Origin of the sequence: Lysinibacillus sp. FSL H8-0500 (assembly GCF_038051955.1) — a bacterium.
GTDB classification, from domain to species: domain Bacteria; phylum Bacillota; class Bacilli; order Bacillales_A; family Planococcaceae; genus Lysinibacillus; species Lysinibacillus macroides.
The window spans coordinates 128,053-145,677 of record NZ_CP150292.1 but is presented as its reverse complement, the minus strand read 5'-3'; the positions used below and the strand labels follow the sequence as shown (position 1 = coordinate 145,677).

The following is a 17,625-nucleotide window of genomic DNA, read 5'->3' as shown; positions in this document are numbered from 1 at the left end:
CCGAAGCTAGCTACTTAAAACTTGATTGATTACGTTTTGCTTGTTCAGTTTTCAAGGTTCATACTACTTTCAACAACAACTTTTATATCTTAGCACCAACATCTTTTTATGTCAATACTTTTTTAAAAATTTATTTAGTTGCTTTTTCAAACGAGATAGATGTTTTGTCACCTCTCTTAGCAACATTTAATAATTTAACATATAGACTATATATTACGCAAGTACTTTTTTAATAAACTTTATCTTAATAGAAATAACTTCTTTTAATACGAAGCAGGAACTGAGGTATTTCTTGAAAACCCAATTCCTGCTTCACTAATTACTCTTCTTGATTCTGTACACTTTGTGTATCTACTACACTCAAGCACCATAGGAAGTTATCCCACGCTGAATACCAGCCGTTGAAAATTTCAGATGAATCATCCCATCGAACATCAAACTTTTTCTGTCCATCTATCTCTACTAAAAATAAAGTAAGTGTTGGGTCCTTTTTCGAAATAGCTAACTTCATGCCATTTGCCAGTTCCTCTTCCATGAATACTACATCTGAAACAGAGCGAACTTGTGCTTGTTCAAACACTTGTTTATTCATAATTCTATAATTCATTATAGACCTCCACTAAAGTTATATTTAAATTTCCCCCCGTAAAAATAAAAGACTAGAAAATTATACTCTATATCCTTCTCTTGTGTGAACCTCATTTAAATAGAAAAGCAGAAACATTGTAAATCCATGTTTCTGCTTTGACTATTTCAATACTAAAAAAATCCTTCAACTATACAATCGCTTGTACTCAATCAATAACCTCTAAACTAAATTATATAAATTACTTACATAGTTTCGCACTGTACCTTCTGCGATATAAAGCGCTATGGCGATCTCTTTATTACTTTTACCTGTAACCATTAATTTTGCTATTTCTATCTCTCTTTGTGTAAGTTTCACTTTTTTTATGTATAGCACTAATGCGCTATCACCTTTGCTGCTACTGCGGAGGACAATACGAACTGTCCTAGTATTGTGTCACGAATAGAGGCAAACATTTTATCTGTGTCCATCTCCTTCAATCTAATGTTAAATAAAGAAGGTGCTTCGAATTCATTCGGAACATCTCCTATGCAGCCCTAATGTTTTTTATTGTAGCGAAAATAGTCGCTTTATACGATGGACTGTTACTATATTTTTGTCATATGATAACCTTTATCTAACAGCATAGTAAGTACCTATCCATATTAAAAAATAGTATCTATATATACCAAAGTATAACGAATACTATTTTCTATCTACTACTTACACAACGGCACGCACAAGCCATGTTGCCGCACGCGTTAAAATATGTGCACGCAATTCTACAAAGTAGTCTGATCCATAAAAGAAAGCAATTTTTTCATCAGCCACTGTACTGATGTCTATTGGCTGCGGTGTCAACACAAAATGGGCAAATGATTCTGCAAAGTCCTCTACTACCGAACTTGCTGCATAGCCTGATACATAATCTTCCTCGTATTCGCTTGCTGGATTCCAAAACTGCTCATAAAAGGCTGTTAAATAGGCATCCTCATAAAAACAGCCTGTATCTTCAATCAGCACATCTTCACAAGCCTCTAAGTCTACCCAAATATTTTGTTCGCCATCTCTCAATGATAGGTAGTGTGCATATTCATGAATATACGTAATCATTGTTTCAGATGCTAACTCAATATTTTCATTGTTCATGCCTAATGTCCAATACTTCCCCTCATCATCATGTAAATTAACATACGCCAATGTATCGCCACTTTCAAACACGATAAATTGATTGATATCTTCGCGTTCCGACTCTGGAATTAACCATGCAAAATCAAACCATAGTTCCGCATGATATTCCATATCCTCATCCGTTACATCATCCTCTGTCAGAATTTGCTCAACGTCATTATCAATTTCATAGGTATACAAATCATGAACACCCTCTAAATCAGTTGCAACCGACTCCTCCGCAGTTAGTGAACCATACTCCTCCTCCAATATTCGCACTAATTCGTCTCCACGCGCTATACAAGTTTCAGCGTTCTCACATTCTAACGGTAAAGCACAAGTATCCTCCGCCTCAATATAAATTTCTCCTTCATAACAACCATTCTCTATCGCATCGCCACTTGTAGCATTTATCTGAATCAATGTGCCTTCTATATCCTCTGTAGAATTTGTATCCTCTGCCTCACTTGCAACGCTCTTTACTACTTCACCGTCAGATTGCACCTCGCCACAACCTACCAATAGTAACAACATCATTAAAAATACTACCTGCTTCATAATTTTCACTCTGCTTCCCCCTTTGTATACACTTAAAATTCCGATCTGAATCCCCACCTAAATAACTACCACTACCTCCATAATCATTTGATAAACCATCCGTGGATGAGCCTTTTCCCCAAATAGCCGCATAAAAGACAAACCCCCAAAATAAGATCAGTGCAATAAGGAATAAAGTATCTTATATCCCACGGCTCTTCAGCCATTACCACTAACCCTCCCTATTCACTTCCTTCTTCTGCTTGAATCTCATCTACTACATGCGTAAAGGCACGTATATAATCGCCATTTTCTAAAGAAGGCATCATATATTCATCGAGCATTCGCCCTAGCTTACCATTTGAATAATTCCCTTCTGGCCCTTGCCCGACAGCAATCCTTACAACATTATTTCTCACACCTTGATCAGTTGTCGCAAAAATCAATATTTCATTATTGATATCTTTTTGATTAATTCCCCATTGCCGAATCACTTGCCCCCCGTATTCAACTCTTTTTCTACATCATCATCCACCATGTTTTGATAAGCAAAAACAAAGCTAGAAGTTGCTGGCCGTTCTGGCACATTTGCCAATGCGCTTAATAGCAACATCATAAGTAGGACAAATAATAACAACAACTGTTTTCTAGTCTTACTCACCTCTGAAATCAATCGTAGGTGTTGCTTTCGCATCGTCTCTTACTTCAAAATAATTTTTTCGTTCAAAGCCAAACATACTCGTCAGAAAAGTGCGTATATTGCTATTACATTCTTTTACATCATTATTGTAGCTTTGACTCGCAACTACCAAGCGATTTTCTGTTCCTGCTAATTCATCCATTAGCTATGTAAATTACTGATTCGCCTTTAAATCAGGATAGTTTTCTACGACAACTAGTAAACGGCTTAAAGCAGCTGTTAACTCCTCCATTGTGGCAGCTCCACCGTATCATGTTCGTACCTCTGCAAGACTTGTAAAAATTTGCTCCTCATGTGCCATATAAACTTTTGTTGCTTCTACTAAATTAGGAATTAAATTGAAGCATTGTTGTAACTGATAACCAATTTATACCCATAAAGCTTCTGTTGTTTCTTCCTTTTTTACTAACTCGTTATACTGGACTAAACATAATAAACCTATGACAAGGAACACACCTACTCCAACCAGCTTAGACTAATTTTTCCTCTTTTCATCCAAAGCCCCCCTTTTTCTTATTTTCAATTTAGCAAAATAGTGATTAGTGTCATATGACAATAAAGGCTGTTGGATATGCCCAACAACCTTTCTCAATAACATAGGTTAAGTAGGAAAGTTTATCTACTAACTCTGTATTTAGGTATCCATAAGAAATTTTTATTTTAGGTTGCTCAAAACTATACTTCTACAAAATTCTTAGGTCATTCATATGATTGGATAAATTCAATATTAGCAAGCTCCACATCGCTTAACTGCTGATCATGGAAATAAGGATTTGCAACATACCAAGGCTTACTACCAAAGTATTCCTGTAACGGACCACTAGCAAATTGGTAGCCGTGACGGGCAAATATCTCATTTCGAATATATTTCAATTGCTCTTGAGAATAATTGGCTATATCTGAAGTATCCAAATAAGCATTATAACTGTAAGGGATAATAAATTCAGATGTATGTTTCAAACTATTTTCTAAAGTTGAAATAAGATAAACATTGGCCAATTCTATATCAGAAAGAGAGGTTTCTGAAAAATTACTATTTTCTTCATACCAAACTTGATTCTGAAAATACATTTTCAAATCCTCTGCTCCAAAAATAAAACCATGGCGCGCGTATAATTCATTCCGTGCAATACGCAGCTCCTTCTCTGTTAAATCAGCTAAATGCTCATATGTTAAATATTCCGTATTACTATTAGATAATATATAATCGCTACCTTCCCCTACGCCTTCTTCATTCATTAGGCCATCCACCTTCTCTGAGACAATACGAGGAAGGTTATATAATTTTTCCGCTAAATCAAATGGCACGATGGCTGCCTTAAAGCTTACAGGTTGGATAATTGCATACGAAATAACAGGGACCAATGTTATAATTAATAGTATCTCTCCCAACGTACCTTTCACCTATATCACCCCCACAATTTAGAATTTAATTGTATTTTATCACTATATCCCTTAAAATGTAGACATATTATTTCCAATATTTATTGCTAAATATAGTAGAACTTTCATTAAAAGTATACATTAGGAAGAGGTATATTTTGAATAGTACTTATTATGAAATATTAGAAGTAACAGTTGATGTCGATTCAGACGAACTTAAAAGAGCATTTAGCATAATGATTCGCCGTTACTCTAATGAAAAATACCCAGAGAAGTCAGCTCAACTCAGGGAAGCATATCGAATATTGATAGATCCAAAACTACGTAAGGATTATGACTTTCAATTAGAATACGGGCAACGGATTGAGCGCCTAAAGGAACTAGCACTCGAAGCAAGTAAAACAGGCTTTATCAGTGAAGTAAAAGACTCTTTTAATGAAATTATTACAATTCAGCCAAGCGCGACCCATTATTACGAATATGCTCTCATGTTAATGAAATTAGAAGATTATGAGGAAGCAGAACACTTATTACACACTACTATACAAACAGATGAGGAATTTATAGATGCCTATATTCAGCTAGCTATTCTTTATTCTAGGTTAGAACAGTATAGAAATATGGTACGAGTAACAAAGCAGGGATTATTAATAGCTCCAGCTAACTATGAGCTTGTATCACTTTTAATAAAAGCTTATCTATGCACTGAGCGATATGAGGAAGCATGGGCCTTTATAGAGAAATTACGATTAAAGCCACATGTTGATAGCCAAAAACATGCCTTCTATCTATGTCAATTTTTTGAGATTTGCTGCGCTGCAGATAGCGCGACAATGTATGAACAATATAAACAGATTATTGCAAAACATCCGTTTACATATGAGGCGAAACAATTATTAATAGAGGAGTTACAGGTATGGATTGAATTCTTATGCAACTCCTATACTTTCAATTGGGCATACAACGCTTTATATATTATATGTCTTCTAAGAAATGAAGGAAATTTATCAAACAATGCCTTCTTAGAAGAGTTACAGAAAAAGCAAATAATTTATAGTGAATTTCAAAAATTGTCTCATGACAAAACAATCGGCAAATTGTTCAAAAAATTATTTTACATTTACTTATTTAAAAGTGACTATGCAAGTGAGCAGGAATGGGAGGAGCATAATCAATTTATACATGATGACATCGAATGGTATGCAAACGAGAATTATCAAAGCTTCAAAAAAGATGTAAAACGACTAGAAATTAAATATCCCGCTCTTTTTAAATGTAAACAGCAATTTTTTAACTATTTGATTTAGGGAATGATTATACTGGATAAATATTACTTAATCGAGGAGTCATTTTATTCCATACAACATGACATCTTAGAAGCATTTAAGCCTTATGATGAACAATTGATTTCACATCATTTATTCCGATTAAATCGAGTATACCGAAAAATTCAACAGTTATTAAAAGAAAAACAGACTGCTCAACTTATTCATTTGCAGTTAACCATCCAACAGTTTTTAGCAAAGTGCTATAGTGAAATGGCTTATGAGGATGAAAAACGTCATAATCTGCTTGCCGCCCAAGCAAAATGGCTACAATGTACAACATTTGAATTAACGGAAAAGTACTCAATTAGTTACGCGAAAACCATACTGCGCTGTGCTAATTTTCTATTAAACCAAGCTCCTTTTGAACAAATTGACTATATTACTTCCTATCAGGCAAATCAAAAAATGGGCGACTTAATACGAGCCAAGCTTGTCTTACAATCTGTCACACACCATTCTGAAGATGCAAAATTACTGAATCATTGGATTAATGAAATGATTTTATGTATGGAACAATCACCTGAGCTAAACAAAGTATTATTGGGCAATAAACAAGAGGAACATACAATTTCACAAGCCTTACATGAATTAGAGACATTAATTGGGCTACAATCGGTTAAACAAAGTATTTATGACTTACATCATTGGATTTCCTTCACTAAAATGAGGCAGGAACAAGGCTTTAAAGTGGAAAAACTCAGTTTACATATGGTCTTCACAGGCAATCCAGGTAGTGGAAAAACTACAGTTGCACGTATTGTGGCTAATATTCTAAAAGCACTTGGTATTTTAACATCTGGTCATTTAGTTGAGGTGATGAGAGGGGATTTAGTTGGTGAATATATTGGACACACGGCAGTAAAAACCCTAGGAAAACTTGCTGAAGCTAAGAATGGTGTGCTTTTTATTGATGAGGCATATGCCTTAACAAGAGCAAAAAACAGTAATGATTTTGGAATGGAAGCAGTAGACACCATTGTCAAAGCAATGGAGGATGACAGAGACACACTTGTTATTATTTTAGCTGGTTATCCAAAGGAGATGGAAAGTTTTGTAAAATCAAACCCTGGACTTGCCTCTCGCTTCAAATATACCATTAGATTTCCAGACTATACACTGGAGGAGCAACTGGAGATATTGGAATTGATGTTAAAACAGAAGCAGTATCGTATGACAGCCTCAGCTAAAAAAATAGCAAAACGTATTATTAGTCGTAATATGATTGATAGTCCATCAAATCACGGGAACGGGCGACTAGTCCGCAATATGTTAGAGGACGCGATTTTAAAGAAGGCCACTTACACATTAACAACTGAAGGTGAGCATGAGCTTGACTTACTAACAGAGGAAGTCCTTTATGCAGTAGAGTCAAGTGATCGATATAGAGTGCGAAATCAAGTTGATGTATAGGAGTTGAAGAATAATTACTAAAGAAAATTGTCCCCAGGAGGATACGCTAAAAGAGGAAGTAATACAACAATATACCTCTGAACAAGAGAAATTTATTGCATTATTTCAAAAAAAACACCTTCCCTTAGAAAATTGCTTAAGCATCATTTTTAAAAGTCATACGATCAGCTATCTGGAGGAAGTACATTGTTTATTAGATGAGCTGGCCATCATTATGCGCATCTACCATGACCAGCCTAATTGGGAAAGCAACTTGGATAGCATAGCAAGAAAATTGCTGGCTATCTTGCCAACTCACTACTTTAAGGAAGAAGTGATTTATGTGGAGATTAAAAGTCATATTGAACAACTGTTAAAAGAAAACCTTTCAAATCTCGAAGAAATGGTGGAGAAATTTGAAGATTTCGATGTGCCCGAAGAACAGCCTCTTGAAGTATTAATTGAACAAATTAATACTCAAGTAAAAAAAGGAACAAAAGTAAACATGAAAATGTTTGAGGAACTTCGCCAGTTTTTAGATACACGTTTAGATATACAAGAAGATCCAGACATGGTAGCAACCATTGAAGCCTTTGAACAAGAGCGAGCTTCCTATATTCATGTAATGATTAAAGGAATTGATTCTATGGATTTGATTCATAGAGCAGCAAGCCTATCAGAAAAAGTAGATAAAGATTGGGTAGCAGAAACAGATAAAATTATATCAGAACATTTGAACAATTTAGCTCAATTAGGCATTGTAGAAATACCTGTCAAAGGGAAAATTTTAGACGGAGCCTACATGGAAAGCATCGGCGTTGTGACAACGGATAATCAAGTACCCCTGTACACTGTAGTCGATGTCCTAGAGCGTTGCTTCATGGATCAAAAAACAACTAAAATTGTTCGAATTGCTAAAGTAATTAATGTTGGATAAGGAGTTAAATTATATGACAGTCATCGGAATTGATTTAGGTACAACAAACAGCGCAATAGCCTATTTAAAAAATGAACGACCGGAAATTATTGTCAACAAGGATGGACAACGCACAACCCCTTCTATCTTTCATATGAAACCTGAAACCAATGAAATTGTAATTGGCGCAACAGCAAAAAATGCAATGGCTGGTGCACCAAAATTAACAGCGAGTGAAGTAAAGCGGCTGATGGGAACGGGTGAAAATGTCACGGTAGGAGATAAAGCCTATACACCAGAAGAAATATCAGCTCATTATTTAAAGTATTTAAAAGAGGCGGCTGAACACCAATTAGGTACGATCGTTACAGAAGCAGTTATTACTGTACCCGCCTATTTTTCAGATGCCCAACGAAAGGCTACAAAATCAGCAGGAGAAATTGCTGGGTTAAAGGTAGAGCGTATTATTAATGAACCAACAGCAGCCGCTATCTCATTTTGTTCAGAAAATATGACTAGCAATATGAAGCTTGCTATTTATGACTTAGGTGGCGGGACATTTGACGTTTCGATTGTCGAATTGTTTGATGGTGTAGTAGAGGTAAAGGCAACTTCAGGAAACAATAGTCTTGGTGGTTTAGATTTTGATAAATTGCTAGCTGACTGGCTAATAAAAGTGATTGAGCGCAAAGAAAATGTGCGTATTGATAGCGGCTCTGAGATAGAAATTTTACAAAGACAAAACCGTTTAAAATTAGCGGCTGAGGAAGTTAAAAAAGTGCTTTCAGCTCAATCAACAGCTCAATTTGAAATTCCCTTCTTTATGATGAAGGATGGTATGCCTATTTCTATTAGCGAGACGATTACGCGAGATGAATTTGAAGACTTAATTCGCCCGTTAGCGGAATCCACATTACTTCAAGTGGAGGAGGCATTACAAGAAGCAAATTTATCTGTACATGATATTGATGATGTATTGTTAGTAGGCGGTTCAACCCGAATTCCATTAGTTCAGCAAATTGTACAGCAAAAATTTAATAAAGCTCCACGTAAAGATATTAATCCAGATGAGGCTGTTGCCTTAGGTGCAGCCATTCAAGCAGGGATTAAAACAGGGATTATTAGCAGCGATAAAGGCATTATGGTGCTGGACGTTTGCCCTTATTCACTTGGAATTGAAACAAGTTCTGTTATTGGCTCCCAAATTGTAAAAGGCTTCTTCTCTGAAATTATTGAGGCGAACTCACCAATTCCTATACGGAAGAGCAAGCGTTTTAACACATTACATGATAACCAAACAGTTGTAGACATTAACGTATTCCAAGGCAAGCCTAATGAGGAAATGGTACAACCTAATTTAGCTATTTCAGCTGAACCAATCACTTTAGAGGGCATTCCTCCTCGTCCCGCTAACCAAGAAATGATTGATGTTATTTTCAGTTATGATATCAATGGTATTTTAGAGGTAGAGGCGGAGATTGTTAGCACAGGGAAACGTATAAAAAAGCAAATTGATACACAGACAGGCGTTATGACAAAAACGGAAATTCAATTAGCTAAACAACGTGCTGATACTGATTGGACAAAATCACAATTGTATGACACGGTGAAAAATGTTGTCAGTCGAGCTGAACGTATACTTCCTGATTTACAAGGTTCTGATATAACAAAAGTAGAGAGCTTATTGCAACAAATTAAACTAGCAGTTCAAGATAACGATGAAACTTTCGTTCGTAAATTAGAAGATGAATTAACAGATTTACTGATCGAACTTGTTTAGCCCTATGAAAAGCTTAAAAGAACAATTAACCGAAGCTGTCCTTCTTATTCAAGAAGGACAGTATCTATATGCAAAAGATAAATTACAAGCACTCTACGAACCTAAAAAGAAAAACGACCTACTCACATGGTCGCTAAGTTTATGCTATATAGCTATAGGAGAACCTTATCAGGCACTATTCCTATGGAGATCATTAAAAAGACCAAATCTCTTTCCTCTTGCAGAGCAACGAACGGCTGTTATTCAATCTCTCCCTGTATATGAGGAAATTGCTAAAACCTATAATAAGGCACTTATATGCTTTCAACAAAACCAGTTTGAAAAGGGGCTTGAATACTTATTACCTTTATTAAAAATAGGCTATGTTTTGCCAACAGTTGTCTATAAAGCCATTCTATTTTCTGGTGCTTTGCTGCATAACGAACAATATACAAAGCAATTACTACAAAATATGCCTGTCCATATTCAGCAACTACCGGACACAAAACAAATATTACTTTTTATGCATCAGTCAAACCTTGAACAGCCTGTCGAGGTAGCGAAAAACAAGCTTCGCTCAGGTAAAATCATGTTCTCTCTAGTTAGTATTTTAGCTGCCATAACTATTATAGTACTACCCTTATTGTTCAAAAAGGAGGCTCCACCTTTATCTGTACCTGCTACACTAGAAAACCAGGAGACACTTATTGATAAACAGCGAGATACAGAAATATCTCAACTAAAAGCTACTATTGACAAGCTAGAAGCTCAGCTTTCTGAAACATCCAAGCTAGAACAACAAATAGATGAGGAAAACCCATTTGCCCTTTTTTCTGCTGAAGAAATTGCCCAAATAGCTGCAACACTAGAGAAGTCTTCATATCAACAAGGACTTCAAGCCTTTCAAAAAGGAGATTACCCTACCGCCACAGCTTTATTCGAAAAAAGTTTAGCTATAAATAAAGACGCCTACTATTCAGATGATGCTATGTATTTTTTATTGCAAGCTCAAATTGCACAAGGTAGGCCAAATGAGGCGATTAACACGGGACAGCAGTTTTTACATATGGATAACAAAACGTTTTGGGATTCCCCTTATCGCGACGATACAATGCTTTCTTTATCAGGTTTATTACAAGAGCAACACCTGAATGAAGCCAAAATTTTGCTCCAAAAGCTAGTAGAACTATACCCTGAAGATTGGACAGGGATAGAAGCTAAACGTAGGTTGGTGGACGAGTCATATGATGAAAATTGATACAAAAAATTACTATACGATATTGAATGTGTCACAAGAGGCTACTGAGGACGAAATAAAAAAAGCTTTTTATAAGTTAGTAAGAATTTATACAAATGAGCAGCACCATGAAGAATATCAATTAATTCGTGAAGCTTATAATGCTTTAAGTAATTCTGAACAACGCAGAGCATACGATGAACAAATTATACACGAAGATATTAATATTTTGTTAAATGAAGCAGATAGATTGTTAGAAAATGAACAAACAGCCAATGCTATTGTCAAAATCAAACAAGCCCTTGCCATAAACCCTAAACATTTAAATGCAAGAAAATTATTAGCACAGGGTTATATGCGAAATGGGCAATTTGAACAAGCAATCCAAGTTTTAAAGGACTTGCAAAGCGATATCCCAAATGATGTAGGCATTTTAATCTCACTAATGGATGCTTATATAGAACTTCAACGTTATAAAGATGCAGCAAACTATGCGGAACAAGCCCTGAGCTTGGAACCAACGAATGATTTTCTTGTAATGGATTTAGCCAGAATTTATTCCATTGATAATCGAATAAAGGATATTTTTACATTATTTAAGAATCATTTAAAAGATCCAATTGTGTTACGCAATTTACCTATCATCATTATGATGTGGGATTATGCCATGTACTATAATTACGAAAATAAAGTTAAGCAGGCTGAAGACAAACTCCAGCATTTAGCAATAGAAAATAGAGATGACGTGATCATCGGGATTATTCGTCATGTAGAAGATCATAGTGAAAAGTGGTTTGGCTTTAGACACGCTATTCAATTTGTAAAAAATTTAAATAACTACGGTAATCCAGACTTTGCGCAATGGACAAGCAATATGCAGCAGTATGTAACAGATGACATTTACTACTTTGGAGATATTGACTATGGTGACTTCGCCATTAAGCATGGCGGTAAGCCTAGCAAAAACACACCACCAAAACAGGTTAAAATGCAAGAGACCTTTTCGCAACAAATACCTGTGAAGCAAGAGCAACATACTTATCAGAGTTCCCCAGTCTCTGCACAGGTGAGAGAGGTTGCTTTTAGAGGATCCGTCTTTTGGGCAATTCTATTTGGTATAATTTTTGCAGTTAGTACAGAAAGTATAGGATTGGGTGTTATCGTAGCACTTGTCTGGTATTTTTTAGCGGGGTACATAAAAAATATCTTTTCATTCCTTATCGGCTGTGGGTGTCTGCTCATAATAGCAACGCTGGTCATAGGCGTCATTATCAATATATTCTCTTAAACTCTCAAGAATATGAACTGCGCTCCGATAGTTAGATACCGTTAACAATCGGAGCGCAGCTTTTTATATTTCTTATATTTTTACAGCGTAATACCTGTCTGTGCAAGCTATATCAAAGCTTAGGCTGATATGCTTGACTTCAGCCTCTGCTTTGCATGTGAATCTTAGAAATGTTTAAGCATAGCGATAAAAATAACCTTTCTCCCAACACTCCAATCCCAAATTATTTTTGCTCATTTAGTGTTTTAAGCCTGTAACATTGTATCTTCTAAAGTAATTTGATGTTTTTTGTATTTAATAAATCTAACAGTCTCTTTGATTAAGTAAAATAATGATACCAAACTATTTTTTAACGCTATTGTGAGAAGGACGAAAAGTACACCAAATAATATCCCCATTGTAAACGAACCATTATTACGTCGAGCAAAAGCATTTTCTAAAAGCGCACTGAACGCGACAATCGTAATTCCTGCTGATGCCGCTCCTAACATAGGCTTAAATGAGGTGTAACGAGCAGTAAAAAGAATCCAAGCTATTAAAAATACAAATAAGGCTGGCCCTGCATCAAAACCACCTTGTACAAATTGAGGTAATATACCTAATAAAGCAATAGTAATAGTCATTATCCCGACTAAAGACCATCCATAAATCACAGAGGATTTTAATATTTCTGCCTCTGTTTGTGCTTTGAAAACATTCTTTAACATAAATGTGAATATCATTTTTCTCCACCACCGCCAAATTTATATCATATATCACCATTTTAGCCCAATTTTTAGTAATTTTGCAATCTATTTTCTTAATTTCCAAAATTATATTAAATAAACAAACAGCCTAATTTCCTGTAAGAATGGTAAGAAGATCACTTGTATGGTTTATGAATAAAATTTATATATATTAACATTCATAAAACTGTGACAGAAAGTAAAGGTGAGAACACAATAATTCCCAACTTTTTATAAATTTAGGAAAACAAGCCAAATCACTCTTTCGGCTTCCTCTACACGAAAAAACAGGAGAATCCTCGGTAGATTCTCCTGTTACGCTCTCCTGACATGGGAGTAGTTCTTTAGCAGTACTTTATTCTAACAAACTGCTTCTGCTTATGATTTTATTTCGAAGTATGACGCATTGTTGGGAATAGTAAAATATCGCGAATAGATGGTGCATTTGTTAATAGCATCACTAAACGATCAATCCCAATTCCTAAGCCACCTGTTGGCGGCATACCATATTCCAATGCTTCAATGAAATCATTGTCCATTTCATGTGCCTCATCATTGCCTGCCTCTTTTTCTGCTAATTGCGCTTCAAAGCGTTGGCGTTGGTCGATTGGGTCATTTAATTCTGTAAAGGCATTCGCATGCTCACGACGAACGATAAATAGCTCAAAGCGATCTGTGAAACGCTCGTCCTCTGGGTTTTTCTTCGCAAGAGGTGAGATTTCTACTGGATGACCATAGACAAATGTAGGTTGTACAAGTGTCTCTTCAATCTTTTGTTCAAAGAATTCATTAATAATATGACCTACTTCATGAACATCTTTCACTTCTACACCATGTTCTTTAGCAAGCGCTTGAGCTTGTTCTTTTGTCATCGGCTGCCAGAAGTCTACACCTGTTGCTTCTTTTACAGCGTCTATCATATGCACGCGTTTCCAGCCTACAGCAAGATTGATTTCATCCTCGCCGTATTGCACAACTGTTGTTCCAAGAACCTCCTGGGCAACATGCGCAATCAGGTTTTCTGTTAATGACATAATATCTTGATAATCCGCATAAGCTTCATAGAGCTCAATCATTGTAAATTCAGGATTATGACGTGTGGAAATTCCTTCGTTACGGAAAACACGGCCAATTTCATACACTTTTTCTAAGCCACCCACAATTAAACGTTTTAAATGCAATTCAATGGCAATACGCATATATAATTCCATATCAAGAGCATTATGATGTGTGATAAATGGACGAGCCGCTGCACCACCAGCAATTGTATGAAGCATTGGTGTTTCTACCTCTAAATAACCAGCGTTATCTAGGTAGTTTCGAATGGCGCGAATAATTTTTGAGCGTGTAATGAATGTTTTTTTGCTATCTGCATTTGTCATTAAATCTAAGTAACGTTGACGATAGCGTTGTTCAACATCCTGTAAGCCGTGGAATTTCTCTGGCATTGGACGAAGTGCTTTTGTCAGGAAAGTGAATTCTTCAGCCTTCACGGAAAGCTCTCCAACTTGTGTGCGGAATACATTGCCACGTACCCCTACAATATCTCCTAAATCAGCTTGTTTAAATAGTTCATATGCTTGTTCGCCTACATGGTCTTGACGTACATAAATTTGAATTTGACCACCTAGATCCTGAATATGTGCAAAGCCTGCTTTTCCTTTTCCACGCTTTGTCATAATACGGCCTGCAATCGTTACGCTTTTTGGCTCTGCCTCTAATTGCTCTTTATCGAAAATATCAAATTCTGTTACTACTTCATTTGATAAATGTGTACGCTCAAAACGGCTACCGAACGGATCAAGACCGCCTTCGCGAATATCTGTCATCTTTTGGCGTCTCACCAAAAGCTGGTCGTTCAATTCTTCTATGTTTGACACATTATTCACTCCTATAATTGATTGGTCTGTTTTGCCCATATTTTATTATTGTACACAATTTCGAGGGTGGATTCACCTTTTTTGTTATTTTTATTTTGAAAGTGGAACAACCAATTCTAATTCCTTTACTTCTTCTTTGAGCCCTTCACGATTTGTCACTTGAGGAGTGAGCTTCAAATAAGATGGAACAACATCCATAGGTGGCAATGTTAAAATCATATGGTGACCGTATTGATCTGGTAGCATACCTGATTGCAATGTCAATCCATCATAAACGCGCCCCGTATCATCTGTTATATAATATTCAAACCATGGCCATGTATCATTTGCATCCATTTCGATGGGATAATCTATCGTTAAATCAATTCTTGTGGCTAAAGGGGTAAATATCACCTTTTCAGCCGTTACAGTGTAAATTTCATCTGATGTTTTTGCTGATATTTGCGGTGTGAAGGCTGAAATTTCGCCAGCTATTTTCTCAAGCGGGAAGGTAACCTCTAAATCTGCTTCGTAGCCAAATAGATTTTCTCCATGGACTGCAACGTCAATTTTATCGCCATATTCATCATAATTAGCAAATGTTAATTCATGATGCTCAATAATTGTGTTTGTATCTATATCATCTTGTGCCGTTCTACCATTTGCTCGTTTAATCGGCTGCCCATTAATCGTTATATAGCTAAATCCATCTAAACTAAAATCCTGTTTGCCTGTGTAGACTACCGATACCATTAGACGAGCACCATCATAAGCTGCTTCTTTTACCACCATGGTTAAACCATTTTGACTATCCTGTTTATCAATAAGTGTTGCTAAATGATCTCGTTCAATCTTATCAGCAGCAATATCTCTAAATTCCTTATAAATCGAGCCAACTAAAGGGATATTCGTCAATGCTTCCCCCATTCCTGTAAAAACAAAGCTTGAGCCGAGAATAGAGAGCCCTAGTATACATGCTACTAAAAATGTATGTTTTATCGTACCTCCAACTCTTCTTTTTTTCTTCGCTTGAAAAATTGCTACTTTTTCTCTTTCCATAAGCTTTTCAATTGGTATATTTATTTTTTCTTTATTCATGCATATAGCCCTCCTTTAAAATAGGTCTAAGCTCTTTCCTCGCTCGATTTAGGTAAGATTTCACTGTTCCTTCAGGACAATCCATAATGCTGGCTATTTCTTTAATAGACAAATCGTGATAATACCTTAATAAAACAATTGTTTTCACCTTAGGCGTTAAATAGCTAAAGGCTTCTGATAAATCCATTGAATGTATACATACATCGTCTTTTTCTGGTGTAATTAATACAGCAAACATCTCCTCGGCATCCGTTGTAAAATGTCTCGACTCCTTGCGAATAAAATCGATTGATTTAAAAACTGCAATTTTTGTAATCCAGCTTGCAAAACCTTCTGCATTTTTCAATTTCTTCATAGAGATATAAGCGGTATAAATTGTTTCTTGGTAAATATCTAATGCATCCTGTTCATTTCGAACGTATGAATAAACTGTTCGATACAGCCTTTCACGAACAGTACTAATCAATTGCTCAAAAGCTTCATCGTCCCTCTTCTTTGCTTTTTGAACTAATTTAACGATATCCATTATGGCTCCCCTTTCCGTTATGCTTTAAAGTCGAACGAAAAGGTAGTTTGGTTGCAAAATAAAAAAGCAGAATCACAAAAATATGATTCTGCCCTTATTACACACTCTCTTTTAACAGCTCTTCCTGTTCTTCATACTCCACTACTACACCATTTAATAGCATATATAGTTCTTCCTTCGTTTCGACTTGGTTAATGGCATTACGAATCTTGCCATTCCCTCGGATGCCTTTTAAATACCATGAGGCATGGCTACGCATTTCAAGCACGGCAATTTTTTCACCTTTTAGTTGCATTAAACGTTCAAAATGCAATAAGCAAACGTCTATTTTTTCACGTATGGATGGCTCGCCTTGTAGCTCACCTGTTTCTAAATATTTAACAGTACGATAAATCATCCACGGATTACCTAACGCTGCACGCCCAATCATTATCGCATCAACGCCTGTTGTATCAAGCATACGTTTAGCATCTTGAGGGGTTTCGACATCACCATTCCCCAACACAGGGATACGAACATTTTGCTTTACATCGCGAATAATATCCCAGTTTGCCTTCCCTTCATACATTTGTACACGTGTGCGACCGTGAACAGCTACTGCCGATGCGCCTGCACGCTCTACCGCCTGTGCATTTTCAACTGCAAAAATATGCTCATCGTCCCAGCCAATACGCATTTTCACAGATACAGGCTTTTTCACGGCATCGACTACTGCTGCGACCATTTCATATACTTTATTTGGATCAAGCAGCAAACGTGCGCCTGCCTCACATTTAATAATTTTATTGACAGGACAGCCCATATTAATGTCAATAATATCGGCTGTTGTATTTTCATCTACATATTTTGCCGCTTCTACTAATGTTTCTTTATCACCACCGAAAATTTGCAGTGATAATGGATTTTCACGCTCATCAATATAAAGCATACCTAATGTCTTTGCATTGCGTTGAACAATTCCTTTATCGCTAATCATTTCAGCATATACAAGCCCTGCTCCAAATTCCTTCACCGTTAAACGGAAAGCAGAGTTACAAATTCCAGCCATTGGCGCTAATGCAACACGGTTGTCCATTACGATATCGCCAATTTGAAATGGCTTCTCAGTTGCTTGACTCAATGTTGATGTCCTCCTCTAAAGC

17 protein-coding genes and 1 pseudogene are annotated in these 17,625 nt (G+C 36.2%); 6 read left to right on the top strand and 12 right to left on the bottom strand.

The genetic code is table 11. The features are described from left to right. Positions 1–319 precede the first annotated feature (319 nt). The 7 genes and pseudogenes from MHB44_RS00700 to MHB44_RS00670 all read right to left on the bottom strand — a co-directional run bounded on the left by MHB44_RS00700 (position 320) and on the right by MHB44_RS00670 (position 4,379). Positions 320–607, bottom strand: a complete 288-nt coding sequence (locus tag MHB44_RS00700) for a hypothetical protein (RefSeq protein WP_341301178.1) — start codon at positions 605–607, stop codon at positions 320–322. Between the two features lie 201 nt (positions 608–808). Beyond that, positions 809–907: a LuxR C-terminal-related transcriptional regulator gene (locus MHB44_RS00695; RefSeq protein WP_341302897.1), complete on the bottom strand. Its 99-nt coding sequence runs from the start codon at positions 905–907 to the stop codon at positions 809–811. A 384-nt stretch (positions 908–1,291) separates the two neighbouring features. After that, positions 1,292–2,296, bottom strand: a complete 1,005-nt coding sequence (locus MHB44_RS00690) for a putative zinc-binding metallopeptidase (RefSeq protein ID WP_341302896.1) — start codon at positions 2,294–2,296, stop codon at positions 1,292–1,294. 221 nt (positions 2,297–2,517) lie between these two features. After that, positions 2,518–2,769, bottom strand: a complete 252-nt coding sequence (locus MHB44_RS00685) for a TPM domain-containing protein (protein ID WP_341301177.1) — start codon at positions 2,767–2,769, stop codon at positions 2,518–2,520. Next, a complete protein-coding gene (locus MHB44_RS00680; RefSeq protein WP_341303034.1) occupies positions 2,766–2,969 on the bottom strand; it encodes a hypothetical protein in 204 nt (67 codons plus the stop codon). The genes MHB44_RS00685 and MHB44_RS00680 overlap by 4 nt, the downstream gene beginning before the upstream one ends. Next, positions 2,929–3,309 (bottom strand): annotated as a pseudogene (locus MHB44_RS00675) (LemA family protein). The gene MHB44_RS00680 and the pseudogene MHB44_RS00675 overlap by 41 nt, the downstream one beginning before the upstream one ends. Positions 3,310–3,674: 365 nt before the next feature. Next, positions 3,675–4,379, bottom strand: a complete 705-nt coding sequence (locus tag MHB44_RS00670; RefSeq protein WP_341301176.1) for a YARHG domain-containing protein — start codon at positions 4,377–4,379, stop codon at positions 3,675–3,677. A 137-nt stretch (positions 4,380–4,516) separates the two neighbouring features. On the opposite strand from MHB44_RS00670, the gene MHB44_RS00665 reads away from it, so the two are divergent. The 6 genes from MHB44_RS00665 to MHB44_RS00640 all read left to right on the top strand — a co-directional run bounded on the left by MHB44_RS00665 (position 4,517) and on the right by MHB44_RS00640 (position 12,275). Further along, positions 4,517–5,665, top strand: a complete 1,149-nt coding sequence (locus MHB44_RS00665) for a DnaJ domain-containing protein (protein WP_341301175.1) — start codon at positions 4,517–4,519, stop codon at positions 5,663–5,665. 3 nt (positions 5,666–5,668) lie between these two features. After that, positions 5,669–7,096: an AAA family ATPase gene (locus MHB44_RS00660; protein ID WP_341301174.1), complete on the top strand. Its 1,428-nt coding sequence runs from the start codon at positions 5,669–5,671 to the stop codon at positions 7,094–7,096. Positions 7,097–7,310: 214 nt separating this feature from the next. Beyond that, positions 7,311–8,012, top strand: coding sequence for a nucleotide exchange factor GrpE (gene grpE / locus MHB44_RS00655; RefSeq protein ID WP_053997008.1), 702 nt, complete (start codon positions 7,311–7,313; stop codon positions 8,010–8,012). A 13-nt stretch (positions 8,013–8,025) separates the two neighbouring features. After that, positions 8,026–9,771, top strand: a complete 1,746-nt coding sequence (locus MHB44_RS00650; RefSeq protein WP_341301173.1) for an Hsp70 family protein — start codon at positions 8,026–8,028, stop codon at positions 9,769–9,771. 4 nt (positions 9,772–9,775) lie between these two features. Further along, positions 9,776–11,008: a tetratricopeptide repeat protein gene (locus tag MHB44_RS00645; RefSeq protein WP_341301172.1), complete on the top strand. Its 1,233-nt coding sequence runs from the start codon at positions 9,776–9,778 to the stop codon at positions 11,006–11,008. After that, entirely contained in the window at positions 10,995–12,275 is a 1,281-nt protein-coding gene (locus MHB44_RS00640) for a tetratricopeptide repeat protein (protein ID WP_341301171.1), read from the top strand. The genes MHB44_RS00645 and MHB44_RS00640 overlap by 14 nt, the downstream gene beginning before the upstream one ends. A gap of 245 nt (positions 12,276–12,520) precedes the next feature. Here MHB44_RS00640 and MHB44_RS00635 read toward each other — a convergent pair whose 3' ends face one another. The 5 genes from MHB44_RS00635 to dusB all read right to left on the bottom strand — a co-directional run bounded on the left by MHB44_RS00635 (position 12,521) and on the right by dusB (position 17,603). Beyond that, positions 12,521–12,997 (bottom strand): hypothetical protein, encoded by a 477-nt coding sequence (locus MHB44_RS00635; RefSeq protein ID WP_341301170.1) that lies wholly within the window; start codon positions 12,995–12,997, stop codon positions 12,521–12,523. A gap of 389 nt (positions 12,998–13,386) precedes the next feature. Beyond that, complete coding sequence (lysS, locus tag MHB44_RS00630; RefSeq protein ID WP_341301169.1) at positions 13,387–14,919, bottom strand: lysine--tRNA ligase; 1,533 nt, start codon at positions 14,917–14,919, stop codon at positions 13,387–13,389. A 51-nt stretch (positions 14,920–14,970) separates the two neighbouring features. Further along, a complete protein-coding gene (locus MHB44_RS00625) occupies positions 14,971–15,957 on the bottom strand; it encodes a DUF4179 domain-containing protein (protein ID WP_341301168.1) in 987 nt (328 codons plus the stop codon). Next, complete coding sequence (locus MHB44_RS00620; RefSeq protein WP_341301167.1) at positions 15,950–16,483, bottom strand: sigma-70 family RNA polymerase sigma factor; 534 nt, start codon at positions 16,481–16,483, stop codon at positions 15,950–15,952. Before MHB44_RS00620 ends, MHB44_RS00625 begins: the two co-directional genes overlap by 8 nt. A gap of 97 nt (positions 16,484–16,580) precedes the next feature. After that, entirely contained in the window at positions 16,581–17,603 is a 1,023-nt protein-coding gene (gene dusB / locus MHB44_RS00615; protein ID WP_341301166.1) for a tRNA dihydrouridine synthase DusB, read from the bottom strand. Positions 17,604–17,625: the final 22 nt, after the last annotated feature.